Source organism: Allobosea sp. P4_H5 (assembly GCF_056400825.1).
This window is the reverse complement of record NZ_JBFUKM010000001.1, coordinates 546,327-571,353: the sequence shown is the minus strand read 5'-3', so window position 1 is coordinate 571,353 and position 25,027 is coordinate 546,327. Positions and strand designations below refer to the sequence as shown.

Genomic DNA, 25,027 nt, shown 5'->3' with positions numbered 1-25,027 from the left:
TGTCGGGGCAAGCCGGTGCAGGCAAAGTCACTTCAATTTTTGAAGGGAGTCAATATGGGCTGGTCCGAGGTCGGAGGCACTCTCTGCCCCATCGCGCGTGCGCTCGCGGTCGTCGGCGATCGCTGGACGATGCTCATCCTGCGCGAACTCTTCCTGGCCACGCGTCGTTTCGAGGAGTTCCAGGCCCAGACCGGCATGTCGTCCCATCTTCTCTCCAGCCGTCTCAAGCGGCTGGAGAGCGATGGCGTGATCTGCCGGCGCCGCTACAGCGACCGCCCGGCCAGGCATGAGTACCGCCTGACGGAGAAAGGGCTCGCCCTCTATCCGATCCTGCTCGGCCTCAAGTCATGGGGAGAAAGCTGGAGCGGCTTCGACGGTGGCGATCCGCCTGCGCTCGAGGTGGTTCATTGTGGCTGCGGGCAGGCGACAAGCCTCACGCTGATCTGCTCGGCCTGCGGCGAGCCATTTGGCGCACATGATGCGCGTGCGCGGATCGCTGAAGCGTTCGCGCAGGAACGCGAGGAGCGCCGCAGCGCGTTTCGCCAGCGCTGAGCCCGTGAGCATGGCAGCCGACCGAACTGGCTGTCAGGATTGCCGCGACCGAAATCGGCCGGGAAATCCAGGCGTTTTGCATCACGTCGAAGCCAGTGGGTTGGCAGGAGCGTTCGTCACGGAGATTGACATTCACTGGTCACCTACGTTGATATCAACATACATCGAGCGCTCAACTTGATGGCTATGACGGCTGGCCTGAACCTTCCTCGACAGGGTGCGTTTGGCGATGAGCAGGAGCCGCATGGGCAAAGTCGCCGGTTGGCGAAGACATGCTGCGCCGCCGCTGGACAAGGACGGCTCCGACTAGGGCGTGGGCTGGGTCACCACCTAACCGGGTGCGTTTCGGTCGGTCGATTCCGTCCGATTCGCGCCGATCTCAGACAAAAAAGGAGACGACCATGAAGATCGTGACCAGCCTGAGCTTCCAGGGGCAGTGCCGCGAGGCGTTCGAGTTCTACGCCAAGGTCCTGGGCGGCAAGATAACCGCCGCCATGCCCTACGGCGATGCCCCTCCGGGCATGCCGATCACCGACGAGAAGTACAAGAGCTGGCTGATGCATTGCTGGCTCGAGGTCGGCGATCAGGCGCTGATGGGCGCCGACATGGACACCGCCTGGGCTTCCAACATCGACAAACCCAAGAACGGCTTCGACGTGACCCTGCACACCAACGACAAGGCCCAGGGCCAGCGCTGGTTCGAGCAGTTGGCCGATGGGGGCAGGGCAGTGATGCCGTTCAGCGAGACCTTCTGGTCGCCTGGTTTCGGCTCTCTTGTCGACAAGTTCGGGATCCCGTGGATGGTCAACACCATCCCGTCGGCCGACTGGAAGCCGCCGCAGGGCTGAGCCGGCCGGATCCGCAAAAAAAACGGCGACGGGATGTCGGCAGGGCGAAGGCCGATGCGTCCTTGGGTACCGAGCGCACCCGCGAGGCCGGGGACGGCTGACCGGGGCGCTCATCGAACATCCCGGAGAAAACCATGAACCAGTCCTATCGCTGGGTGATCGTCGCCGCAGGCGGCCTGCTCGGCTGCGTCGCGATCGGCGCCATGTTCTCGTTGCCGGTCTTCCTGCGGCCGATGTCGCAGGATACCGGCTGGTCGGTCACCGGCATCTCCACGGCGATGACGATCGGTTTCCTCGCCATGGCGGCGGCCAGCATGGTCTGGGGCAATCTCTCCGATCGCTATGGGCCGCGCCCGGTGGTGCTGACCGGATCGATCGTCCTGGCTGCGAGCCTGGCGCTGGCGAGCAGGGCGGATTCCTTGATCGAATTCCAGCTGCTCTTCGGCCTTCTGGTCGGCGCGGCGACGGCAGCCGTCTTCGCGCCGATGATGGCCTGCGTCACCGGCTGGTTCGACACCCAGCGTGGCCTTGCAGTCTCGCTCGTGTCCGCCGGCATGGGCATGGCGCCGATGACCATGGCGCCGCTCGCAGCCTGGCTGGTCACCATCCATGACTGGCGCGCCTCGATGCAGATCATCGCCGGCATCGCGGCGGCACTGATGATCCCCGCGGCGCTCCTCGTACGACGCCCGCCGGCTCTGGAAGCAAGCGCGCAGACGCAGGCGGCGGAGGAGACGCAGTCGGAGATGAGCGTCGGCCAGGCGGTGCGCTCGCCGCAGTTCGTCACGCTCATGCTGGCGAACTTCTTCTGCTGCGCCACCCATTCCGGGCCGATCTTCCACACGGTGAGCTATGCCGTGACCTGTGGCATCCCGATGCTCGCGGCTGTATCGATCTATAGCGTCGAGGGGCTGGCCGGCATGTTCGGCAGGCTCGGCTTCGGCCTGGCGGGAGACCGGTTCGGCGCGCAGCGAGTCCTGATCCTCGGGCTGCTGGCCCAGGCCTTCGGCGTGCTGGCCTATGCCTTCGTCGGCGAGCTCGGCGGCTTCTATGCCGTGGCGGTGATCGTCGGCTTCATCTACGCCGGCACCATGCCGCTCTATGCCGTGATCATCCGCGAGAATTTCCCGCTGAAGATGATGGGCACGATCATCGGCGGCACGGCGATGGCCGGCAGCTTGGGCATGTCGACCGGCCCGCTGCTCGGCGGCCTGATCTACGACCGGTTCGGCACCTACGCGCCGATGTATGTCGGCTCCTGGATCCTGGGGCTGGCGGCGATGCTGATCCTGTGGACCTTCAGGCCGTTTCCCGAGAAGCGGGAAGAGATGGCCATGGCGTGAAGCGTTTGCGCGCCGCGATGGCGCGGGCACTCAACGCGATCGGCTCATCGCTTCGACGCCTGGTGCAATTGCGCCAGGCGTTGGAAGGCAGAGTGGAGGGGCTGGAGAGAGGCGCTCCACCAGCCCAAATCAGATTCGCATAAGACATATTATGGAACTTAAATTGACGCCCAGAAATGCCGCGGCGATGCCAGCCTATCTCTCGACCGTCAGCTTCATGCCATCGAACGCCGGTTCAATGTTGACCGGCAAGCGCTTGGACAGACTGGCATAATCGAGATCGACATGGAGATTGGTCAGGATCGCGCGGCGTGGCTTGAGCTGTGCGATCGCTTCCAGCGATTGCTCCAGATTGAAGTGGCTGGGATGCGGCGATTCACGCAGGCAGTCGAGGATCAGCGTGTCGAGCCCTCTCATCGCCGCCATCGCTTCTGGCGGGATCGCGCTGACATCAGGCGCATAGGCAAAATCGCCGAAGCGGAAGCCGAGCGCGTCATAGTTCGGGCCGTGCTCAAGCCGGAACGGCAATGTCTCGATCGGCCCGCCGGCGCCGTCGATCACGAGCGGTTCGCCGGCTGCGAGCGGCGCGAGGTCGAGGATCGGCGGATAGAGGCTGCCTGGCGGCGTCTCGAACAGATAGCCGAAACGCTGGCGCAGCGTCGCACTGGTCACGGCATCGGCATGGACCTGGATGCGCTTGCGCATGTGCAGGACGAGCGCGCGCAAATCGTCGATGCCGTGGGTGTGGTCGGCATGATCGTGGCTGAACAGCGTCGCGTCGAGCCGGTTGATCTCAGCTGACAGGAGCTGCTCGCGCAGGTCCGGCGTGGTGTCGATCAGCACGCTCGTCGCGCCGCCGGGGCCGCGGCGCTCGACCAGCAGCGAGCAGCGGCGGCGCCGGTTCTTCGGATTTGCCGGATCGCAGGCGCCCCAGCCGGAGCCCGGCCGCGGCACGCCGCCGGATGAGCCGCAGCCGAGGATGGTGACGGTCAGGCTCATGCGGCCGGCTTGCCTCAGGCGACCTGCGCCACAGGCGCGGCGTGGTCCATCTTCCAGTAGCAGCGCCTGGCGTTCTCAGTCGTGATCCTGGCGATTTCATCGAAGGACACGCCCTTGACCTCGGCCAGGACCTTCGCGGTCTCGACGACATAGGACGGTTCGTTGCGCTTGCCGCGATAAGGCGTCGGGGCAAGGTAGGGCGCGTCGGTCTCGACCAGCAGATGCTCTAGCGGGATATCGCGCGCGATATCCCGTAGCGCCTGCGAGGTCTTGAAGGTCAGGATGCCGGAGAAGGAGACGTAGAGCCCGAGCTCGACGCCGGTGCGGGCCAGCATCTCGCCAGCGGTGAAGCAGTGCAGGATGGCGGGGAAGGCGCCCTTCCCCATCTCCTCGCGCAGGATCGCCGCCATGTCCTCGTCGGCCTCGCGCGAATGGATCACCAACGGCAACTGGGTCTCGCGGGCCGCGGTGATATGGGTGCGCAGGCCCTGCTCCTGCGCCTCGCGCGGGCTCTTGTCGTAGTGATAGTCGAGCCCGGCCTCGCCGATGGCGACACAGCGCGGATGGCGCGACAGCGCAACCAGCTGCCCGGCGGTGACGTCGAGCTCCTCATGGGCACCATGCGGATGCGTGCCGACCGTGCACCAGACCGACGGGAAACGCTCGGCCAGCGCCGCATAGGTCGCAAAACGCGCGACGCGGGTCGAGATCGTCACCATCCGGCCGACGCCGGCCGCTTCGGCGCGGCCGACATAAGCTCCGATATCCTCGGCAAAATCCGGGAAATCGAGATGGCAATGCGTGTCGATCAGCATCAGGCGGTCTCGCTGCCTTCCGGCTCGACATAGCGCGGGAAGACCGCGCTCGGGGCTGGCAACGCCGTGCCCGAGGTGAGGCGGCCGGCCTCGCCGAGCGACGCGAAGGTCCGCGCCTCGACGGGAACCGCCAGCAGGTCGAGCAGCTTGGCCATCGATTGCGGCATCACCGGCTGGGTCAGGATCGCGATCTGCCGGATCGTCTCGATCGTGACGTAGAGCACCGTATCGCGCCGGGCCGGGTCGCTCTTGGAGAGCTTCCACGGCTCATTGTTGGCGAAATAGCGGTTGGCCTCGGCGACCACGGCCCAGATGTCCGCCAGCACGACGTGCAGGGCGAAATCCTGCATGGCGGCGCGTGTCTTCGCCAGCAGCCCGTCGGCCTGCGCCAGCATGGCGCGGTCGCCTTCCGTCAGCGTACCGGCCGACGGCACCCTGCCCTCGCAGTTCTTGGCGATCATCGACAGCGAGCGCTGCGCCAGATTGCCGAGATCATTGGCGAGGTCGGCGTTGATGCGCCCGACGATGGCCTCGTGGCTGTAGTTGCCGTCCTGGCCGAAGGAGACCTCGCGCAGGAAGAAATAGCGCAGCTGGTCGACGCCATAGGCATCTGCCAGCCCGAACGGGTCGACGACGTTGCCGACCGATTTCGACATCTTGGCGCCCTTGTTCAGCAGGAAGCCGTGGCCGAAGACGCGCTTCGGCAGCGGCAGCCCCGCCGACATCAGGAAGGCCGGCCAGTAGACCGTGTGGAAGCGCACGATGTCCTTGCCGATGATGTGGACATCGGCCGGCCAATAGTGCCAGCGCGGATCGTTCTCGTCGGGGAATCCGCAGCCGGTGACGTAGTTGTTGAGCGCGTCGACCCAGACATACATCACATGCTTTGGATCGCCCGGGACAGGCAGCCCCCAGTCGAAGGTGGTGCGGCTGATCGAGAGATCCTCGAGCCCACCCTGGACGAAGGAGACGATCTCGTTGCGGCGCGTCTCCGGCGAGACGAAGTCCGGCACGTCGCGATAGAGCGCGAGCAGCTTGTCCTGATAGGCCTTGAGGCGGAAGAAATAGCTCTCCTCCTCGACCCATTCGACCGGCGTGCCCTGCCCGCCCAGGCGCGTGCCGTCTGGCTGGAGTGTCGTCTCCTCCTCGCCATAGAAGGCTTCGTCCCGGACCGAGTACCAGCCGGAATATTTGGCGAGGTAGATATCGCCATTGGCCTCCATCCGGCGCCAGAGCTCCTGCGTCGAGGGCAGGTGGTCGGCGTCGGTGGTGCGGATGAAGCGGTCGAACGAGCAGCCGAGCCGCTGCTCCATCTCCTCGAAGCGCACCGCGATGCCGTCGACGAAATCCTTCGGCGAGAGCCCATTTTGCGCAGCGGTGCGCTGCACCTTCTGGCCGTGCTCGTCGGTGCCGGTCATGGCGAAGACGTCATAGCCGTCGAGGCGCTTGAAGCGGGCGATCGCGTCCGCCGACACCATCTCATAGGCGTGGCCGATATGCGGCGGGCCGTTGGTATAGTGGATCGCGGTCGTCAGATAGAACTTCGGGGCCGAGGCCATTGGTCTGTCCGGTATCAACTGGTTTCAGGCCGCGCGCGAACGGGAAACCGCCTCCGACAGATCGTGAAACAGCGACATGACGAGGGGGCGGCGATCGAGATTGTAGGTTTCGACCTCGTTCGCGGCGCGTGCAAGTCTCTCCCACACCTCCGCGAGGGGCGCAAGCCGGGCCGGCCCGGCAGCGGCATGCGCATGGAGGTGCGCGCCGAGCCAGCCCTGCACGGTCTCGATCATGACGGCGAAATCGGCTTCGCCCGCCCTGCCCGCGACATCCTCGCCGAGCGCCAGCAGCGCGGTCAGGTCGACTGCGGGCAATGCGTCGAGCCGCGCCCTCACCGCCTCGACCAGCGCCAGCGTTTCCGGGTCGACATAGGTCAGTGCCCGCTTGACCGAGCCCTCGGACAAGGCCGCGGCGCGGCCGAGCGCCGAGGCGTCATAGGGCAGGCGCATGCGCTCCAGCGCGATCGCGCCGGCCTGGGCGACGTCGTCCTCACCGAGCGGCTCGAAGGACAGCAGCCGGCAGCGCGAACGGATCGTCGGCAGCACGCGGCCGGGGGCATGGGCGACGATCAGGAAGAGGCAGCGCGGCGGCGGCTCCTCGAGCAATTTCAGCAGGGCGTTGGCGCCCGGCCGGTCGAGGTCCTCGGCGGAATCGACGATCGCGACGCGCCAGCCGCCCTCGCCCGCGCTGGAGCCGAAGCGGTCGATGATCCGGCGCACGAGATCGACCGGGATATTGCTGGTGAAGCTCTTGCCGTCCGGCTTGGCGATGCGCCGCAGCAGATGCAGGTCGGGATGCGACTGCGCCGCGATCTTGCGGGTGGCCCCGTCCGTTTCCGGCACGGCGAGGTCGCGGGCGGCTTCGGCGCGACGCAGCGGATCGCCATCAGCGAGCATGAAGCGGGCGGCGCGATAGGCGAAGCTCGCCTTGCCGACCCCCTCCGGGCCGCCGAGCAGCCAGCCATGGTGCATCCGGCCGGAGCGCAGCGCCGTCAGGAAAGCCTCTTCCTGGCGGTGATGGCCGATGAGCGCCAACGTCTCGCGCGGATGCGGGGCGTTCGGCAGGCGGTCGGGTTCGTTGCTCGATTCGATCATGCCGGCGCAATCTGCGGCAAGGGCAGCCGGCTGGAAAGCGCCTGCCAGGCGGTTTCCGCCAGAGTCTCCGGCGGAAAGCTGGCGTCGAGCACGACGCAGCGCTGCGGCTCGGCGGCGGCGATGTCGAGGAAGCCCTGGCGCAGGCGGCGATGGAAGCTGATCGTTTCACCCTCGAAACGATCAGTCGCCTCCCCCGGCTGGCGGCGGCGGGCGGCGCGGGCGAGGCCCGTCTCAGGCGCGAGATCGAGAATGAAGGTCAGCTCAGGCATCAGGCCGGCGATTGCGACCGCTTCCAGCGCCGCGAGCTTGTCCGCGGCGATCTCGCCCAGCGTGCCTTGATAGACGCGGGTCGAATCGATGAAGCGGTCGCAGATCACCCAGGCTCCCCGCTGGAGCGCAGGCCTGATGCGGCTGTCGACATGGTCGATGCGCGCAGCCTGGAACATCAGCGCCTCGGCGAAGGCGCCATAGGGCTTGATCCGCCCAGCGAGCAGCGCCTCACGGATGCGCTCGGCCTTGGGCGAGCCGCCGGGCTCGCGTGTCAGCTCGACGGTAAGCCCATGCGCCTCCAGCCGCGCCGCGAGCGCCTTGGCGAGGGTCGACTTGCCGGCCCCCTCCCCGCCTTCGAGCGTGATGAAATGCCCGGTCGAGGGCCGCAGCTTCGTTTTGGCCACGCTCAGCTCCGCTTCAGGGCCTTGCGGACCCAGCCGGTCGCGGCCTCCATCAGCGCATCCAGTGCCCGCTGCTGCAGGCTGCCGGCTGCGACCGACTCGGCAGCATAGAGCGGGATCTCCAGCGTCTTGATCTCGCCCCGCGTGACCAGCAGGCGGCCAATCTCCGTTCCCTCTGCCACCGGTGCCTGCAGCGGGCCGCGATAGACGATGCGGGCGGCGAGGCGCTCGCTGCTGCCGCGTGGTACCAGCAAATTGACCGGCCCTTTGGCCTTCAGCGCGATGCGGCCCTTTTCGCCGCCAAAGACGCTGGCCTCGCCGATGGTCTCGCCCTCGGCAAAGACCTGGCGCTGCTCGAAGGAGCGGAAGCCCCATTCGAGCAGCTTGCGGGCCTCGCTGGCGCGATCACGCGCATTCTTCAGCCCGTTGACCACGACGATCAGCCGCTGGCCCTTCTGGACGGCCGAGCCGACGAGGCCGTAGCCGGTCTCGTCGATATTGCCGGTCTTCAGGCCGTCGGCGCCGATGTCCATGGCGAGCAGCGGGTTGCGGTTGCTCTGCTTGATCTTGTTCCAGGTGAAGTCGCGCTGGCCGAAGATCCTGTAGAGCTCCGGATAGGTCTTGATGATGTGGTCGGCCAGGAAGGCGAGCTCGCGCGCCGTCACCTTCTGCTGCGGATCGGCCATGCCGGTGGCGTTGCGAAACTGCGACCTGGTCAGACCAAGCGCGTGGACACGCTCGGTCATGATCTTCGCAAAGCTGGCCTCGTCGCCCGCGACGGCCTCGGCCAACGCGATCGCGGCATCGTTGCCGGAGTGCACGATCAGGCCCTGCAGGATGTCGCCGAGCTTTACCCGGCTATGGACGATGGCGAACATGGTCGAGCCGCCGGAGACGCCGCCACCCTTGCGCCAGGCGTTCTCCGAGATCGAGATCTCGGTCTCCAGCGTCATCTTGCCGGCTTCGATCTCCTGGAAAGCGACGAGCGCGGTGGCGAGCTTGGCGAGGCTCGCCGGCACCATCAGCTCGTCGGCGGCCTTCTCGTAGAGCACGGCGCCGCTGGAAGAGTCGACGAGGATCGCGTAGGGCGCGGCCGACTGGAAAGCCTGGGCACGGGCAAGCCCCGGAACCAGCGCAAGCAATAGGGCGAGTACGGCGAGAATTCCGCCGGAGACTGGCGAAGAACGGTCGCGCGCCATCCCTGATCGACCTTGCGTCATATCGAGATCAGATGATGCGCCAGTCCGGGCGGTCAAGCCCGGAGCAGGATCAATTCCGCGCCAGCGGCTGCTGCTTCGCGCCGGTGGACAGCGGCGAGCCCTTGGCAAGACGCAGGGCCGATGCCTTTTCGGTGGCGGCAGGGAGGCTGGCGATGCGCGGCACTGGCAGCGGCGTCGTCACATTCGGACGCAAGCCCAGGACCGGCTTGCCGGCATGGCCGGCGGCACCGAGATCGAAGGGCCGGGACGGCGGCAGGCGGACGCCGCTGATCGGGACGCCTGCCGCGGTGGGCGCGGTCGCGACGCTGGCGACGATCGGGCTCTGCGCGGCGATGGTGCGCGGCTGCTCGGGAGCATAGGCTTGAACGACGGGCTGCGCCTCGACCGGCGCAGGCTCAGTGCGGACCGGCGTCGGGGCGGGAGCTGGCCTGGCGGCTTCGTCGTCGAGATCCGGCCCGGCGGAGCGGCCGAGATCGACCTGAGATGCAGCGCTCGCGATCATCGTCCGGCTGCTCTGGCCCGGGATCGAGGCCGCCGAGCCGTCCGTGCGCAGCGAGGCGAGCAGCATCTGGTCGTCGGAGCCGGCGAGCGAGGCCTGGCCGAGATACTCGATCTTGACGCGTGCCGTGCCGAGATGCCGGAAGGCGAGCGCATCGGCGGTCTTCTGCGAGACGTCCATGACACGGCCGCCATGGAACGGGCCACGATCGTTGACGCGCACGATGATCGAGCGGCTGTTGGTGACGTTGGTGACGCGGGCATAGGCCGGCAGCGGCATGGTCGGATGTGCGGCGCTGATGCTCATGCGATCATAGACTTCGCCATTGGCGGTGCGCCGGCCATGGAAGGCCTCGCCGTACCAGGAGGCGGTGCCGACGGCGGTGTAGCCGACCGGCTTCTCGTAAGGGGTGTAGCGCTTGCCGGCGACGGTGTAGCTGCGGCCGATCAGCTCGCGGCCGCCGCCCTTCGGCACCGGCTGGCCATCCTCGACGACGCGGGCGCTGGCGGGGCCGTATTTCGAGGACGGGAAGGCGCCGATCTCTTTCGACTTGCCGCGGCGGGCGACCTGATTGTTGGCGCAGTTGGCGAGAAACAGGCCGGCCAGCACGACACAGCCGAGGCGGGTCGCCGTGGACAGGGAGGACGATGAGCTACGAGGGGCGTCGCCGGACTCGGCCACAGAGGAGGTCTCCGCCGCTGCGCTCGTGCCTCGCATCATGCCGCATTCCTGTTCGTCGCGCCAAAAACGCTGCGCCGCCCAAGCCACCATCGTGGCAAGGTCGCAGTTTTCGACCAATTCCATTAAGGGATCGTTAAGCGGCGGCAGCGCGAACGCATGACCGTCAACGGAAACCCAGCGCTGCCCTTGGGCGGGCATAAAGGTGTCGGAAATGCGGCAACTGTCAATCCGCCACCTTTCCGTCGCCATTTTTCGGTGGAGCGTGACCCAGCCGCAACGCCCGAGCGGGCTTCATGGCGCGGCTTGACGAGATGGACGGAGCCTCACCGCAAACTCTTGAAAATGCGCGTATTCTCCGGAGTCGGGGCAAAGATTGCCATGATCGTTCCGCATGCGGCTTGCAAAAATCGGCTGGGAACGGCAATGACGGGGCGCCGGAAGGGTGGCCGAGTGGTTTAAGGCAGCGGTCTTGAAAACCGCCGTGGGTGCAAGCCCACCGTGGGTTCGAATCCCACCCCTTCCGCCATTTATGCTTAGAGCACGACGCGCCGGTCTCCTGCTTTGCCGCAGGAGGCGGGAAACTCGAAGCGCGAGTCTGAAGCCTTCAGAGATCGCGGTCTGGCTGTCGAAGAGCAGTCCTGTCCGCACAATGTAAAGGCGGCGCTCCGGCGCCGCCTTCTTCGTCTTGTCGGGTAGTCTTGATGCTGGACGATCGAGGTTCGCCGCTCAGCAGGCCCGGCATTCGAAGGGCTGAACCTGTGCCCGGCCCTGCAGGATGATGATCCGCTCGGCTGCGCCGCCAGGCCTGACCCGGATCACCCCCTCATCCTCGCATTCGTCGAGGAAATAGGCAGGGAGCCCGGCACGCAGGGCCTTCTCGATCGATTGCTTGCGGAATTGCTTCAGCTTCTCTTGGTTCATGGCGAGCTCCGCTTCACAGGAGGCGATGGCACCCTTTCATCGGCATTTGGGGTGGGGTTCGCTTTCTTCAAGCATGCGCATGGCGCCCCCCCGCCCAGAACAAGCGCCGGCACCGTCTCACGACGGAAGCGCAAGGTTCGCTCGGCTCTTCGATACCCGCCCGAGACTGGCGCGTACCTGCCCCTCTGCCTAACAATCGTCGCCGGCCGATCACCGGGCCGATCTCACGACGGAGGGCAGCACCATGCTGGATTGGACCACTTATCGCACCGAGCTGAAGGGCCGCGTCGGTGATTTCGGCAAGGCTGCGCCGGACGCGCTTCGCGGCTATGTCGCGCTCGCCGGCGGGGCGGCCAAGACCACGCATCTGGACGCCCGCACGCGCGAATTGATCTCGCTCGCCGTCGCCGTCACCACGCGCTGCGACGGCTGCATCACGAGCCATGTCGATGCGGCGATCAAGGCCGGGGTCAGCCGCGAGGAGATCGCCGAGGCGCTCGGCGTCGCGATCGCGATGAATGCCGGTGCGGCGCTGGTCTATTCCGCGCGCACTCTCGACTGCTTCGAGCAGATGACGGCCCCTGCCCCGGCGGCGGCGGCCGAATAAAGCCGGCCTCTCCCGAAGGAGCCGTCACCTGCCTCCGATGGGGCTCATGCGAGCGCCATATTGCCGTGGCAAGATGCCCCTGGAAGCGCGGAACGCCCATGGCGTTCCGTCGTTTCCTTGTCGACCGCAAGGGAACCAGGAGGACGAGATGAGTCATACTGGCAAGGCCGAGCGCGAGATCCGGAAGATCGCCCATGCGCTCTGGATGGAAGAAGGACAGCCGGAAGGCCGCGATCACGAGCACTGGGAGGCGGCGAAGGCGATCTGGACCTTCCGCAACCGCAGCGAGGAGACCGTCGATCACGGTGCTGAGGACGAGCTCAAGGGCGAGCGCGCCCGCCGCCGCGAGCAGGAATGGCTGTCCTGACCCAAGTCCTGCGGGGCTGTGGTTCGCCCGCAGCCCTGCCATTCGCCCTCCGCATGATCGCAACCGAAGACAAGCGGTGGCGCCACGCCCACATTGTGGTCGAAGGTGTGAGCGGAGGCGAGGCATGACGCAGCATATGGAGGCTGACCGGGCCGAGGTCGTCGAACGGCCTGAGACCGGGCGTTTCGAGCTGGACTTCCCGGGCGGGCGGGCCTTTGCCGTCTATCGTGGCGACGGCGACCGGATCGTCGTCACCCATACCGAGGTTCCGCCGGCTTTCAACGGGCGCGGCATCGGCTCGCAACTGGCCGAGGGCATCTTCAGGATCGCGCGGGCCAGCGGGCGGCGCGTGGTGCCGCGCTGCTCCTTCGTCGCCGCCTGGGCGCATCGCCATCCCGACTACCGCGACGTGCTGGCCTGAGGGGCCCTCGTCCGTCTCGGCTTGCCTCACGCCGGCCGATCGCGTTTGAAGGCTCCGTCACAGAACGGGGCCTGCCATGCCGGACGAACTCGCCATCACCGATTTCCCGCTGCGGGCGCAGGACAAACTGCGCTACGGCGACACCGACCGCCAGGGTCACATCAACAACGCGGTGTTCTCGACCTTCCTGGAGACCGGGCGCGTCGAGCTGATCTATGATCGCACTCGCCGGCTGGTCGAGCCGGGGACGGCCTTCGTCATCGCCCGGCTGGAGATGGATTTCAGGGCGGAGCTGCTCTGGCCCGGCGAGGTCGAGATCGGCACGCGTGTTGCCTCCGTCGGCCGCAGTTCGGTCCGGCTCGAGCAGGCGATCTTCCAGGGCGAGCGCTGCGTTGCCAGCGGCATCACGGTGATGGTCCAGATGGACGAGGCGACGCGCAAGGCAAAGCCGTTCTCCGAGGCGGTACGGCAGCAACTGCTCGCACTGACGCCACCGAGTGCGGGGTAACGCGGCTTTGGCTCCAGAGCCAGCGACGTTCAGATTGCGGCTGGATGTAACTCATGGTTGCATGCCCAAACGTCGTCAGCGAAGGTGATGCGGGGGGCAGTTCGTCGAGCGGCCCGATTCTGTCGCCGGAGCTGTGACAGACATGCATCAAGTCGTTGCCAACCCGGCTTTGCCGGCCGACCAGGTCGCGTTCTCGGGCGAACGCCCGGTTTTCCGCAAGCTCGTGACGCGCGGCGCCCTGCTGGAGCTCGTCACCTTCGGCTTCTACCGCTTCTGGCTGGCGACCGATATCCGTCGCCATCTCTGGTCTCATACGTCAGTCGGTGGCGACCCGGCCGAATATACCGGGCGGGCAAAGGAGCTCTTGATCGGTTTCCTGATTGCCTTGGCAATCCTGGTGCCGGTCTATCTCGCCTATTTCCTGATCGGCCTTGAAGCCGAGAGACTGCAGGCCTTCGCCAGCCTCCCGCTCATCGTCTTCTTCTACCTGTTCACCGAATTCGCCCGCTACCGGGCGCGTCGCTATCGCGTGACCCGCACGCTCTGGCGCGGCCTGCGCTTCTCGATGGGCGGCTCGGGCTGGAGCTATAGCTGGCGCTCGGGTCTCTGGTGGCTGCTGGTCATCGTTTCGCTCGGGCTTGCACTGCCCTGGCGGCTGGCCGCGCTCGAATGCTTCAAGATGCGCCATACCGCCTATGGTAGCCTGCAGGGGCGCTTCGACGGCACCGGTGGCGACTTCTTCAAGCGGGCTTGGGGGCTCTGGCTCGCGGCATTGCTCGCGGTGGTGATCATCTTCGCCATCCCGATCGTTGCCCCGCCGGCCAGCCGGTCGGATGCCTTGCTGCCGTTGATCCTGATTGTGCTCTTCACCGTACTGTCGCCTTTTGTGTACGCGGCCTTCAAAGCGATCGAATGGCGCTGGTGGGTGTCAGGACTGCGTTTCGGTGAGGTCCGCTTCGAGTCGAACCTTGCAGCCGACGGGTTGAATGGCTGCTACTGGAAAGTGATCGGCTGGGCGTCACTTTTTCTGCTTCTATTCGCGCTCTGGTGCACAGGGGCGTTCCTGTTCGTCTCTCCGCTCATTGCGACAGGTGACAACAGTCAGGAGCGCTTCCTTACGGCATCGCAGCATCCGGCGATGCTGGCGCTCTTTGTGATCGGCTATCTGCTCGCCGCCCTTGCTGTCGGCGCAGTCATTCGACTCTATCTCAACCGAGATGTCTGGAGGCTCGTCGCGCAGAGCACGATCGTCCATAACCTTGCAGCCGCCGCCGACGTCGCTGGCCAGGGCGAGATTGTCGGCGCTGTCGGCGAAGGCCTTGCCGACGGGCTGGATGTCGCCGGATTCTGAGCGCGGAGTTCTGCCCTGCGATGAGTGCGATCCGCGATGGCACCCACCCGGCCGTCTATTATGACGGGATTTCCAGCCGCAAGCGGCAGGTCGAGCTGCGGCTCGGCGCACAACTCGACATCGCCGAGCACGATATCGTGCTGGCGACTTGGCGCTATGACGACATCAGGCGCGTTGATGGCAGCCGCAGCCTGAGGCTGACGTCGCTATCGGCGGCGCAAGCCCGGCTGGAGATCGAGGACGAGGCGGTCCAGCGCCTGCTAATGGCACGCTGTACCGCGCTCGATCAGGATCGCGGTGGCGGCCAGGCGGTGCGGATCGTCGCCTGGTCACTTGCCGCTGCCGCATCCATCGTACTGATGACGCTCTACGGCATTCCGCTGGTTGCCGACCGGCTCGCTCCGATCGTTCCGGTCTCGGTAGAACAGCGCCTCGGTGATGCTGTCGACAAGCAAATTCGGGCGCTGATGGGCGGCAAGCACTGTACCGGCGCAGAAGGCCAGCGCGCCTTCACCAAGATGGTGGATGCGCTGAAAGTCGCCGGCGGCAGCGCCATCCCGCTCGAAGCGCAGATATTGTCCTCACCCATCCCGAACGCAGTCGCCTTGCCGGGCGGACGGATCTATCTGTTCGAAGGATTGCTGCAGCGGGCGCGCGATCCGGACGAGATCGCCGGGGTGATCGCGCACGAGATCGGCCATGCCGAGCATCGCGACGGACTGCGCGGAGTCATCCGGACCGGCGGCACCTCTTTCCTGTTCGGCCTGCTCTTCGGCGACATCACCGGCAGCGGCGCCGTGATCTTCGCGTCGCGCACCCTGCTCGACGCCTCCCATTCGCGCGAGGCCGAGACGGCCGCCGACGACTTCGCGATCCGGGCGATGACGCAGCTCGGCCGCTCGCCGGCACCGCTCGGCGAATTCCTGGTCCGCATCACGGGAAATGGCGGCAAGACGACGATCATCGACAGCCATCCCGTCAGCAGCGAAAGGCTGGAGCGGATGAAGCGGGCGGCGCCGGAGACGGCAGGGCCGCCTATCCTCACCGATGCGGAATGGCAGGCGCTCAAGAGTGTCTGTGCGACTGGGTGACCTACTCGCTCCTGTCCGGCCAGCCGACCAGCTCGGTCGGCGTCCAGCGCGCCTTGCGGCGTTCGCGCCGCCCCTCGAGTGCCTCGCCGCTGAAATCGCGTGGCTCGGCAGGCCTGGTGAAGCGAGCGCGCTCGTCGAGCGCATCGATATTGATCGTGGTCCAGGCCTTTCCGTCCTCGGCCATCAGCATGGCGATGTAGACGCCGCAGCGGCGGCAGAGGACGACCTGCGAGGCTTCGAGCCCAAAACGATAGCATTGGAGTTCTGCCGGCTCGTGCACGACCAGCCGGGCCTGCGCCTTGGGATCGGAAACCGTCCGGGCATTGTGCTTGCGACAGAAGGAGCACTGGCAGGCGCCGACGATCTCCTCCTCGGGCGGGCGCGGCAGCGCCAATTCGAGAGCAATCGCGCCGCAATGACAGCCGCCATTCCAGCGATATGTCATGCCAATTGGTTCCCTTCGTGCGTTGTCACATCACGGCAATCATAGGCGTGCGATAGAACCTATCAAAACAACTGATTTGATACCGCATCGAATCGAGGGAACGGAATCGCTCCCACCGTGTTCGAAGCCAAAATGCGGGAGGACATCATGAACAGCCTTGTTGCGGCGTCGGCGCTGTTCCTGGCCGGCGGCCTGTCTGCGGTGACCATGGGGGCCGCGCCCCTGCAGGGCGTTCTCAACGACTTCTTCTGGGCGGGCCTGGCGCTATCGGGCTTCCTCGCCATCGTGGGCTTGGAAGCGGCGAGCTGACGCTTCTTCTTCCAATATCCAAGTCTCCTTCTGACTTCGTCGCGCAGTCGATGCTGTGTCGCGTGCGCCAAGGTTCTCGCGTGGCCCGCTCCGGGCATCTTTACGCGGCCCTTATGCTCCCGCCTGCCCTTCCGGCTCGACCGCTTAGCAGGGGCGGCACCACATCTCCGGTCTGAAACCAGGCTGGAGATCCGTCATGGCCGATATCGTCTTTCTCGCGCTCGGAGCCGGGGCCTTCGCGCTCTTCGGCTGGTACGCAGCGCTGCTGCGCAAGGTCTGACGCCATGGGCCTGACCTTGCTCTATGCCGCCGCAGCCCTCGGGCTCGCAATTTACATGGTCGCCGCGCTGCTGCGCCCCGACCGCTTCTGACACAACCTTAAAAAGGAGACCTCGCATGGATTGGCGGGGCTGGGCCGAGATCGTCTTTACGATCGCGTTGACAGTGGCTGTGGGCTGGCCACTCGGAATCTATATGGCGCGCGTCTGGGCGGGCGAGAAAACCCCGCTCGACCTGATACTGAAGCCGGTCGAGGCCGGTTTCTACGCCGCGCTCGGCGTCGACCGCAACAAGGGGCAGAACTGGCTCGGCTATGCCGCCGCCGTTCTCGCCTTCAGCGCCGCAGGCTTTGTGCTGCTGTATCTGCAGCTTCGTTTCCAGAACCTGCTGCCGCTCAACCCGCAGGGCTTTGACGGCCTGTCGCCGCATCTCGCCTTCAACACGGCGGTCAGCTTCGTCACCAACACGAACTGGCAGTCCTATGGCGGCGAGACCACGATGAGCAGCCTCAGCCAGATGGCGGGGCTGACCGTGCAGAACTTCGTCTCGGGCGCGGTTGGGCTTGCGGTTGCGGCCGCCGTGGCGCGCGCCTTTGCCGCCGACCGCGGCGAGACGCTCGGCAATTTCTGGGTCGATGTGACCCGCAACACCCTCTATCTGCTGCTGCCGGTCTCGATCGTCACTGCGCTCGCGCTCGTTGCCGCCGGCGTGCCGCAGAGCCTGCTCGCCAACGTCACCGCCAAGACGCTCGAAGGCGCCGACCAGATCATCGCCCTCTTCCCGGTCGCCAGCCAGGAAGCGATCAAGCAATGGGGCACCAATGGCGGCGGCCTGTTCAACGTCAACTCGGCCCATCCGCTCGAGAACCCGACGCCGCTGACCAACCTGATCGAAGTCATCTCGCTGAATGCGATCTCCTTCGCCACCGTCGTCGCCTTCGGGCGCATCGCCGGCGCTCGCAAGGAGGCGCGCGCGCTGATCGCGGCGATGGTCATCCTGCTCAGCGTTGGCGCCGCGGCGATCTATGCCTCGGAAACGCTGACGCCGCAGCCGGCCATGGTCGCAGCCGGCATCACCGACGCGCCGGCGAACATGGAAGGCAAGGAAGTGCGCTTCGGCGCCGCCTCCTCCTCCGCCTGGGCGGCCCAGACCACCGGCACCGCCAACGGCTCGGTCAATGCGATGCACGGCTCCTTCATGCCGCTCGGCGGCGGCGTCGCGATGTTCCTGATGCAGCTCGGCGAGATCGTCCCCGGCGGTGCCGGCTCCGGCCTCTACGGCATGGTGGTGATGGCGCTGCTCTCGGTCTTCGTCGCCGGCCTGATGGTCGGGCGCACGCCGGAATATCTCGGCAAGAAGGTCGAGGCCCGCGAGATCAAGTTCGCCATGCTGGCGGTGCTGATCCTGCCGCTCGCCATCCTCGGCTTCTCGGCCATCGCCGCCGTGCTGCCGGTCGCGCTCGAGGGGCTGCTGAACAAGGGACCACGCGGGCTCACAGAGATCCTCTACGCCTATTCTTCGGCGACGGGGAACAATGGCTCGGCCTATGCCGGCCTCACCGCCAACGCGCCCTGGTGGAACACCACGCTCGGCATCGCCATGCTGCTCGGCCGCTTCGCCTACATGGTCCCGGTGATCGCCATGGCGGGCGCCATCGCGGCCAAGCCGAAGCTCGCGCCGACAGCCGGCACGCTGCCGAGCGATAGCCCGCTCTTCGTCGGCCTGCTCATCGGCATCATCCTGATCCTGGGCGGCCTGCAATTCTTCCCCGCGCTCGCGCTCGGGCCGATCGTCGAGCACTTCCAAGTGCTTGCGGCTGCTCGCTAAGCCGACAAAGGAACTCGTTCGATGAGTGTCTCACTCGCCAAATCCAGCGCCTTCAACCAGGCCATCGTGCTGACGGCGCTGAAAAGCGCCTTCGGTAAACTCGACCCGCGCAAGCTGACCGGGAACCCGGTCATCCTCGCGACCGAGGTGGTGGCTGCGCTCGCTACCGTCTCGGCCAGCGTCGCGATCGCCAATGGCCAGGCTGCGGGCTTCCCGATCCAGATCGCGATCTGGCTCTGGCTGACCGTCGTCTTCGCCAACTTCGCCGAGGCGATCGCCGAAGGACGCGGCAAGGCGGCGGCCGATTCGCTGCGCGCCACCCGCGTCACCACCAAGGCCAAGCTGATCATCGACGCCTCGCGCAATGCGATGATCCCGACGCCGGCTCACGAACTCGCGCCTGATGACATCGTCCTGGTTGAGGCCGGTGACGTCATCCCCGCCGATGGCGAGATCATCGAGGGGGTCGCCTCGGTCAACGAGGCTGCGATCACCGGCGAATCCGCTCCGGTGATCCGCGAGAGCGGCGGCGACCGCTCGGCCGTCACCGGCGGTACCACGGTCGTCTCCGACTGGCTCAAGGTCTGCGTGACCTCGCGGCCGGGCTCGTCCTTCCTCGATCGCATGATCGCGATGGTCGAGGGCGCCGATCGGCGCAAGACCCCGAACGAGCTGGCGCTCGCCGTGCTGCTCGCCGGCCTGACCCTGGTCTTCCTGATCGCGGTCGTCACCCTGACCGGGCTCGGGGCCTTCTCCGGCGTCTCGCTCGACCCGATGGTGCTGGGCGCGCTCTTCGTCACGCTGATCCCGACCACGATCGGTGGCCTGCTCAGCGCTGTCGGTATCGCTGGCATGGACCGGCTCCTGAAAGTGAATGTTCTGGCGACCTCAGGCAGGGCCGTCGAGGCCGCCGGCGACGTCGATACGCTGCTGCTCGACAAGACTGGCACGATCACTTTCGGTAACCGCATGGCGGTCGAGGTGATCCCGGTCCCCGGCGTGCGCCCCGATGCGGCACTGCGGGCCGCGCTGATGGCCTCGCTCGCCGACGAGACGCCGGAAGGCCGCTCGATCGTCGAGCTCGCCCGCAACCAGGGCGTCACTGCCGAGGTTCCGGCGGGAGCGACCACCATCCCGTTCAGCGCCACCACGCGCCAGTCGGGGCTCGATCTCGATGGCAAGTCCTGGCGCAAGGGCGCGGTCGACGCGGTGATCAGGACGCTCGACCTCACGGAGAGCCAGGTGCCGGCGGAATTGCGCCAGGCGGTCGACGGCATCGCCCGCTCGGGCGGCACGCCGCTCGCCGTCAGCGAAAACGGCGCGCTGGTCGGCGTGATCCATCTCAAGGACGTCGTGAAGCCCGGCGTCAAGGAGCGCTTCGCCGATCTCCGTCGCATGGGCGTGCGCACGGTGATGATCACCGGCGACAACCCCGTCACCGCCGCGGCGATCGCCTCGGAGGCCGGCGTCGACGACTTCCTTGCGGAAGCGACGCCGGAGGACAAGCTGCGGATCATCCGCGCTGAGCAAGCCAAGGGCCGGCTCGTCGCCATGTGCGGCGACGGCGCCAACGACGCCCCTGCCCTCGCTCAGGCCGATGTCGGCGTCGCCATGCAGACCGGCGCGCAGGCGGCGCGCGAGGCCGGCAACATGGTCGATCTCGACAGCGACCCGACCAAGGTTCTGGAGATCGTCGAGGTCGGCAAGCAATTGCTGATCACCCGCGGCGCGCTCACCACCTTCTCGATCGCCAACGATGTCGCGAAGTACTTCGCCATCATCCCGGCGCTCTTCGTCGCCTCGCTGCCGGCGCTCGGCGCGCTCAACATCATGGGACTGGCGAGCCCGCAGAGTGCCATCCTCTCGGCGGTGATCTTCAACGCGCTCGTCATCGTCGCGCTGATTCCGCTGGCACTGCGCGGCGTGCGCTACCGGGCGATCGGTGCGGCCAAGCTGCTCTCGCGCAACCTCACCCTCTACGGCATCGGCGGGCTGATCGCGCCGTTCGTCGGCATCAAGCTGATCGATCTCATCGTCGCGGCCTTCGGGCTCGCGTGATGGTCAGAACAGGACACAGGTCATGATCGCCAATCTTCGCCCCGCCATCGTCTCGATGGTCCTCTTCACTGCCCTGCTCGGCTTCGCCTACCCGCTGGGCGTCACCGGGCTGGCGCAGGCGCTGTTTCCGGCGCAGGCCGGCGGCTCGATGATCCGCAACGCCTCCGGCGAGATCGTCGGCTCGCGCTGGATCGGGCAGAACTTCAAGGACGAGGCCTATCTGCGGCCCCGCCCCTCGGCTGCCGGCAAGGACGGCTATGATGCCTCGGGCTCGTCGGGTTCCAATCTCGGGCCGCTGAACGAGGATCTTGCCACCCGCATCAAGGCCGACGCCGAGGCTCTGCGTACTGAGAGCAAGGAGCCGATCCCGGTCGATGCCGTCACCACCTCGGCCTCGGGTCTCGACCCGCATGTCTCGCCGGCCAATGCGGCCCGGCAGGTCCCCCGTATCGCCGCGGCCCGCAAGGCTCCGGCAGCGGAGGTTCAGGCCGTGATCGCGGCCAACACCGAAGGCTCGACCTTCGGCCTGCTCGGCGAGTCGCGCGTCAATGTGCTCGCCGTCAATTTGGCACTCGACGCGCGCTGGCCGCGCGCTCAACGTTAGGTTCGATGGCAACCGACGAATCCCAGTTCCGTGAGGCAGGGCGGCCCGACCCCGACGCCCTGCTGGCTTCAGCCGGCCGCGGCAAGCGTGGCCGGCTGAAGATCTTTCTCGGGATGGCGCCGGGCGTCGGCAAGACCTACGAGATGCTGACGCAAGGTCGGCGCGCCCAGAAGGAGCATGGCGAAGTCCTCGTCGGCGTGGTCGAAACGCATGGCCGCCACGAGACTGAAAGCCTGCTCGACGGGCTCGAGGTGATGGCGCGCCGGCCGCTCGAGCATCGCGGCCGGCTGATGATGGAGTTCGATCTCGACGCGGCCCTCGCGCTGAAGCCGAGGCTGCTGCTGGTCGACGAATTCGCTCACTCCAACGCTCCTGGCAGCCGCCATCCCAAGCGCTGGCAGGACGTCGAGGAACTGCTGCAGGCCGGCATCGACGTCTGGACCACCCTCAACGTCCAGCATCTCGAAAGCCTGGTCGACGTGGTCTGGAAGATCACCGGCGTGCGCCAGCGCGAGACGGTGCCGGACAGTGCCCTCAGCCGCGCCGACGAGATCGAGCTGATCGACATCACCCCGACCGAACTCCGCCAGCGCATGGAAGAGGGCAAGGTCTACGTCCCCGAGACGGCGCGGCTTGCCGCCGGCAATTTCTTCAAGCCGGAGAACCTGACGGCGCTGCGCGAGCTGGCGCTGCGGCGCGCAGCCCAGACGGTCGACGACCAGCTCAGCCAGGCGATGAAGCGCGCCGGCGTCGAGGGTCCCTGGGCGGCGGGCGAGCGCATCCTCGTGCTGATCGGCCCGGATGCCATGGCCGGGTCGCTGGTCCGGGCCGGGCGGCGCCTCTCCGACATGATGATGGATGCGCCGTGGACCGTCGCCTATGTCGAGCGGCCCAGTGGCTCGGAACCGGATGCCGGCCGGGGCGCCCATCTAGCGGAAGCGCTAAAGCTGGCCGAACAGCTCGGCGGCGCCGGCGTGGTGCTGAACGGGGACGATCTGGTCGGCACCGTGCTCGACTATGCGCGGCGCAACAACGTCACCCAGATCGTCGTCGGCAAATCGCATCGCAAGGGCTGGCGCGGTTGGTTCCATCGCTCGCTCGCGCCGGAATTGCTGAAGGCGCAGAATGGTGCGGCGCTGCACATCATCACCGAGGTGACGAGCGGCCCGGTTCAGCCTGCGAGCCCGACCACGTCGCCCGCCGGGTTCAGCTGGCTCGCCCATCTCGGCGCGATCGCCATGGTCGGGGCCGTGATCGGTCTCGCCGAGCTGATCGACAAGCGGGTCGAGAACGTCAATCTCGCCATGCTGTTCATGGTCAGCGTGCTCGGCGCCGGCCTTGCCTTCGGGCTCTGGCCGGCTGTGACGGCGGCGGCGCTCGCGGCCTTTGCCTACAACTTCTTCTTTCTGGAGCCGCGGCTGTCCTTCTGGATCGGCCACCCGGCGGATGTGCTGACCTTCCTCGTCTTCTTCGCGGTAGCGCTGACCACCGGCGGCCTGACCGGGCGGATCCGCGACCAGGCGAAGGCGACGGCGCGGCGCGCTTCGGCGATCACCGCCTTGCTCGCCGCCAGCCGCCGACTCTCGGCCGCGGCCCGTCGCGAGGACGTCGCCTCGATCCTGGCCGAGCAGGTCTCGGCCGCGACCTCCGGCAAGGTCGTGGTGCTGCTGCCGGTCAACGGCGAGATCGCTCCCGCAGCCGGCGCCCCTGAGCTCGATGTGCTCTCGACCGCCGATATGACCGCGGCCCGCTGGACCTGGAACCGCGGCGAGCCGGCTGGCGCGGGCACCGGCACCTTGCCGAACGTCGCCTGGACCTTCCGACCATTGCAGGGCGTGCGGGCCCGCTCCGGCGTCGTCGGCTTCGAGCCGAAGGCGCTGGCGACGGCCGAGAACGCCCGCTTCGCTTTGGCGTTGCTCGATCAGGGCGCGATCGCGATCGAACGCGCCGAGCTCGCCGCTGCCGCTGTCGATGCCGAGGCGCTGCGCCGCAGCGACCGCCTGCGCTCGGCCCTGCTCAACTCGGTCAGCCATGATCTGCGCACGCCGCTCGCCACCGTGCTCGGCTCGGCGACGACGCTGATCGATTTTGGCGAGGGCATGCGGCCCGCCGTGCGCGACGATCTTCTGCTCTCGATCCGCGAGGAGGCCGAGCGCCTGAACCGCTATGTCGGCGACCTGCTCGACATGACCAGGCTCGAAGGCGGGGCGCTGGTGGCGCGGCGCGACTGGATCGATGTCCGCGACGTGATCGCAGCGGCGCTTTCGCGCATCTCGCGCCGGCTCGGCCAGCGCCAGGTCCAGCGTGACTTCCCAGCCGAGCTCTCGCTCGTCAGGGCCGATGCCGGCCTGCTCGAACAGGTGCTGGTCAACATCCTCGAGAACGCTATCGCCTATAGCGAGGACGGCGCCCTGATCGAGGCGGCCGCCTATGAGGATCGGGGCAATGTCGTGATCTCGATCGAGGACGAGGGCCGAGGTATCCCGACCGCGGAGCTGGAGCGCGTCTTCGAGAAGTTCCGGCGGCTGGAGGAATCGATCGATCGCGGCGGCGAGCGCGGCAAGGGGGCAGGCCTCGGCCTCGCCATCGCCAAGGGCTTCGTCGAGGCCATGGGCGGGCGCATCGCCGCCGCCAGCCCGATCCATGACCGCCCGGACGGCAGCAAGGGCGGCACCCGAATCCTGATCAGCCTGCGCAAGGACATTGCGGGCGCAGAGAGCAAGAGTTCGCAGCCATGACCGCCTTTCGCCCGCGCATCCTCGTCATCGACGACGAGCCGCAGATTCACCGCTTCCTCGGCCCGGCGCTCGACGCCGCTGGCTATGAGCCGATCCGGGCCGACGATGCCACCACCGGCCTGCGCGAGATCGCCCGCAAGCCGCCTGATGCCGTCGTGCTCGATCTCGGCCTGCCCGACATGGACGGCAAGGAGGCGCTCGCCAAGGCGCGCGCCTTCTATGACGGGCCGGTGATCATCCTCTCCGCCCGCGACCGGGAGACCGAGAAGATCGACGCGCTCGACGCCGGCGCCGACGACTATGTCGAGAAACCCTTCGGCGTCGGCGAGTTGCTGGCGCGCCTGCGCGTCGCGCTGCGCCATCGCCTCGAACGCCAGGGCTCGGAGCCGGCCTTGCAAGTCGGTGATGTCGAGATCGATCTCGTCAACCGCCGGATCAACAAGGGTGGCGTGGCAGTGAAGCTCTCGCCAAAGGAATACGACCTGTTCGCCTGCCTGGCCCAGGGCAATGGCCGGGTGCTGACCCACAAGCAGATCCTCACTGCGGTCTGGGGGCCGGCGCATGAGCACGATGTGCAGTATTTGCGCGTCTTCGTCGGCCAGCTCCGGCAAAAGCTCGAGGACGATCCGGCCGAGCCGAAGCTGATCGAGACCGAACCGGGTGTGGGCTATCGGCTGGGCGGGCTGGTCTGAGGCCGCCGCAGCAGGATTTTTCCAGCCGCACATCCGATTGCAGCGCTCCGAAGAGAGATTTCCTCTTTTTGAACGGGAATAAGAAAAATCACACTACCAGACGTGAATTGATGCTCGAAGGCCGCTGCCTTATGTAAAACGTTCGTAATAGCGAACGTAGCGAGCATCATTCATGGCTGCCGCCAAGCGCCCTGCCCTGCCGGTGATCCTGCTGGCCAACGACCTGCTCGATGGCGACGTCGTCTTCGCGGCCGGCGATGCCAAAGGCCTGCACTGGTCGCGCGATCCCGGTGCGGCGCTGGTCGGCGATGACGATGCGACCGCCGATCGGCTCGACGCCTTCGCCGCCGCAGAGCTCGGCAACCAGCATGTTGTCGACGCCTATCTCGTCGATGTCGCGATCGAGGATGGCGTGCCGGTGCCGCGTCATTACCGCGAGCGGATGAAGACGACCGGCCCCAGCATCCGGCGCGATCTCGGCAAGCAGGCCGAATTGCCGCTCGCCCAAGCTTTTCTGAGAGCCTGAC

At 66.9% G+C, this 25,027-nt stretch carries 26 protein-coding genes and 1 tRNA gene; 18 read left to right on the top strand and 9 right to left on the bottom strand.

Annotated elements, in window-relative coordinates; all coding sequences use genetic code 11:
* The first annotated feature begins 54 nt into the window (after nucleotides 1-54).
* From AC1DS0_RS02755 to AC1DS0_RS02745, 3 genes are all read left to right on the top strand, one after another.
* Nucleotides 55-552 (top strand): winged helix-turn-helix transcriptional regulator, encoded by a 498-nt coding sequence (locus tag AC1DS0_RS02755; protein WP_476812845.1) that lies wholly within the window; start codon nucleotides 55-57, stop codon nucleotides 550-552.
* Nucleotides 553-953: 401 nt separating this feature from the next.
* A complete protein-coding gene (locus AC1DS0_RS02750; RefSeq protein ID WP_476812844.1) occupies nucleotides 954-1,400 on the top strand; it encodes a VOC family protein in 447 nt (148 codons plus the stop codon).
* 134 nt (nucleotides 1,401-1,534) lie between these two features.
* Entirely contained in the window at nucleotides 1,535-2,743 is a 1,209-nt protein-coding gene (locus AC1DS0_RS02745) for an MFS transporter (RefSeq protein ID WP_476812843.1), read from the top strand.
* Nucleotides 2,744-2,938: 195 nt separating this feature from the next.
* Here AC1DS0_RS02745 and AC1DS0_RS02740 read toward each other — a convergent pair whose 3' ends face one another.
* From AC1DS0_RS02740 to AC1DS0_RS02710, 7 genes are all read right to left on the bottom strand, one after another.
* Nucleotides 2,939-3,742: an MBL fold metallo-hydrolase gene (locus AC1DS0_RS02740; protein ID WP_476812842.1), complete on the bottom strand. Its 804-nt coding sequence runs from the start codon at nucleotides 3,740-3,742 to the stop codon at nucleotides 2,939-2,941.
* A gap of 14 nt (nucleotides 3,743-3,756) precedes the next feature.
* Nucleotides 3,757-4,557, bottom strand: coding sequence for a TatD family hydrolase (locus AC1DS0_RS02735; protein ID WP_476812841.1), 801 nt, complete (start codon nucleotides 4,555-4,557; stop codon nucleotides 3,757-3,759).
* Entirely contained in the window at nucleotides 4,557-6,116 is a 1,560-nt protein-coding gene (metG, locus tag AC1DS0_RS02730) for a methionine--tRNA ligase (protein WP_476812840.1), read from the bottom strand. Before metG ends, AC1DS0_RS02735 begins: the two co-directional genes overlap by 1 nt.
* Nucleotides 6,117-6,140: 24 nt before the next feature.
* Entirely contained in the window at nucleotides 6,141-7,211 is a 1,071-nt protein-coding gene (locus tag AC1DS0_RS02725) for a DNA polymerase III subunit delta' (protein ID WP_476812839.1), read from the bottom strand.
* A complete protein-coding gene (tmk, locus tag AC1DS0_RS02720; protein ID WP_476812838.1) occupies nucleotides 7,208-7,885 on the bottom strand; it encodes a dTMP kinase in 678 nt (225 codons plus the stop codon). Before tmk ends, AC1DS0_RS02725 begins: the two co-directional genes overlap by 4 nt.
* Before the next feature lie 2 nt (nucleotides 7,886-7,887).
* The gene (locus tag AC1DS0_RS02715) at nucleotides 7,888-9,081 is read right to left on the bottom strand and encodes a D-alanyl-D-alanine carboxypeptidase family protein (RefSeq protein ID WP_476812837.1); all 1,194 of its coding nucleotides are present in this window, start codon (nucleotides 9,079-9,081) and stop codon (nucleotides 7,888-7,890) included.
* A 70-nt stretch (nucleotides 9,082-9,151) separates the two neighbouring features.
* Nucleotides 9,152-10,321: a septal ring lytic transglycosylase RlpA family protein gene (locus AC1DS0_RS02710; protein ID WP_476812836.1), complete on the bottom strand. Its 1,170-nt coding sequence runs from the start codon at nucleotides 10,319-10,321 to the stop codon at nucleotides 9,152-9,154.
* A 397-nt stretch (nucleotides 10,322-10,718) separates the two neighbouring features.
* Here AC1DS0_RS02710 and AC1DS0_RS02705 point away from each other — a divergent pair.
* Nucleotides 10,719-10,808, top strand: a tRNA-Ser gene (locus tag AC1DS0_RS02705).
* A 200-nt stretch (nucleotides 10,809-11,008) separates the two neighbouring features.
* Here the strand turns inward: AC1DS0_RS02705 and AC1DS0_RS02700 are convergent.
* A complete protein-coding gene (locus tag AC1DS0_RS02700; protein WP_476812835.1) occupies nucleotides 11,009-11,203 on the bottom strand; it encodes a hypothetical protein in 195 nt (64 codons plus the stop codon).
* Nucleotides 11,204-11,447: 244 nt separating this feature from the next.
* On the opposite strand from AC1DS0_RS02700, the gene AC1DS0_RS02695 reads away from it, so the two are divergent.
* The 6 genes from AC1DS0_RS02695 to AC1DS0_RS02670 all read left to right on the top strand — a co-directional run bounded on the left by AC1DS0_RS02695 (nucleotide 11,448) and on the right by AC1DS0_RS02670 (nucleotide 15,548).
* Nucleotides 11,448-11,810, top strand: coding sequence for a carboxymuconolactone decarboxylase family protein (locus tag AC1DS0_RS02695; RefSeq protein WP_476812834.1), 363 nt, complete (start codon nucleotides 11,448-11,450; stop codon nucleotides 11,808-11,810).
* 148 nt (nucleotides 11,811-11,958) lie between these two features.
* Complete coding sequence (locus tag AC1DS0_RS02690) at nucleotides 11,959-12,177, top strand: DUF2934 domain-containing protein (protein WP_476812833.1); 219 nt, start codon at nucleotides 11,959-11,961, stop codon at nucleotides 12,175-12,177.
* A 124-nt stretch (nucleotides 12,178-12,301) separates the two neighbouring features.
* Nucleotides 12,302-12,598, top strand: a complete 297-nt coding sequence (locus tag AC1DS0_RS02685; protein WP_476812832.1) for a GNAT family N-acetyltransferase — start codon at nucleotides 12,302-12,304, stop codon at nucleotides 12,596-12,598.
* Nucleotides 12,599-12,674: 76 nt separating this feature from the next.
* The gene (locus AC1DS0_RS02680; protein ID WP_476812831.1) at nucleotides 12,675-13,106 is read left to right on the top strand and encodes an acyl-CoA thioesterase; all 432 of its coding nucleotides are present in this window, start codon (nucleotides 12,675-12,677) and stop codon (nucleotides 13,104-13,106) included.
* 142 nt (nucleotides 13,107-13,248) lie between these two features.
* Nucleotides 13,249-14,457, top strand: coding sequence for a DUF898 family protein (locus AC1DS0_RS02675; RefSeq protein WP_476812830.1), 1,209 nt, complete (start codon nucleotides 13,249-13,251; stop codon nucleotides 14,455-14,457).
* 20 nt (nucleotides 14,458-14,477) lie between these two features.
* On the top strand, nucleotides 14,478-15,548 hold the full coding sequence (locus tag AC1DS0_RS02670; protein ID WP_476812829.1) for a M48 family metallopeptidase: 1,071 nt from the start codon (nucleotides 14,478-14,480) through the stop codon (nucleotides 15,546-15,548).
* 1 nt (nucleotide 15,549) lies between these two features.
* On the opposite strand, the gene AC1DS0_RS02665 is transcribed toward AC1DS0_RS02670, so the two are convergent.
* A complete protein-coding gene (locus tag AC1DS0_RS02665; RefSeq protein WP_476812828.1) occupies nucleotides 15,550-15,993 on the bottom strand; it encodes a GFA family protein in 444 nt (147 codons plus the stop codon).
* Between the two features lie 147 nt (nucleotides 15,994-16,140).
* Between AC1DS0_RS02665 and AC1DS0_RS02660 the strand changes: the two genes are divergently transcribed.
* From AC1DS0_RS02660 to AC1DS0_RS02625, 8 genes are all read left to right on the top strand, one after another.
* Entirely contained in the window at nucleotides 16,141-16,302 is a 162-nt protein-coding gene (locus AC1DS0_RS02660) for a hypothetical protein (protein ID WP_159650421.1), read from the top strand.
* A 284-nt stretch (nucleotides 16,303-16,586) separates the two neighbouring features.
* Nucleotides 16,587-16,673: a K(+)-transporting ATPase subunit F gene (gene kdpF / locus AC1DS0_RS02655; protein WP_126116082.1), complete on the top strand. Its 87-nt coding sequence runs from the start codon at nucleotides 16,587-16,589 to the stop codon at nucleotides 16,671-16,673.
* A gap of 25 nt (nucleotides 16,674-16,698) precedes the next feature.
* Nucleotides 16,699-18,408: a potassium-transporting ATPase subunit KdpA gene (gene kdpA, locus AC1DS0_RS02650; protein WP_476812827.1), complete on the top strand. Its 1,710-nt coding sequence runs from the start codon at nucleotides 16,699-16,701 to the stop codon at nucleotides 18,406-18,408.
* Nucleotides 18,409-18,429: 21 nt separating this feature from the next.
* Nucleotides 18,430-20,466: a potassium-transporting ATPase subunit KdpB gene (kdpB, locus tag AC1DS0_RS02645; RefSeq protein WP_476812826.1), complete on the top strand. Its 2,037-nt coding sequence runs from the start codon at nucleotides 18,430-18,432 to the stop codon at nucleotides 20,464-20,466.
* 22 nt (nucleotides 20,467-20,488) lie between these two features.
* A complete protein-coding gene (gene kdpC / locus AC1DS0_RS02640) occupies nucleotides 20,489-21,070 on the top strand; it encodes a potassium-transporting ATPase subunit KdpC (RefSeq protein WP_476812825.1) in 582 nt (193 codons plus the stop codon).
* 5 nt (nucleotides 21,071-21,075) lie between these two features.
* Nucleotides 21,076-23,808, top strand: a complete 2,733-nt coding sequence (locus AC1DS0_RS02635) for a DUF4118 domain-containing protein (RefSeq protein ID WP_476812824.1) — start codon at nucleotides 21,076-21,078, stop codon at nucleotides 23,806-23,808.
* Nucleotides 23,805-24,500: a winged helix-turn-helix domain-containing protein gene (locus AC1DS0_RS02630; protein WP_476812823.1), complete on the top strand. Its 696-nt coding sequence runs from the start codon at nucleotides 23,805-23,807 to the stop codon at nucleotides 24,498-24,500. Before AC1DS0_RS02635 ends, AC1DS0_RS02630 begins: the two co-directional genes overlap by 4 nt.
* 172 nt (nucleotides 24,501-24,672) lie before the next feature.
* Entirely contained in the window at nucleotides 24,673-25,026 is a 354-nt protein-coding gene (locus tag AC1DS0_RS02625) for a DUF2849 domain-containing protein (RefSeq protein ID WP_476812822.1), read from the top strand.
* The last annotated feature ends 1 nt before the right edge of the window (nucleotide 25,027 follow it).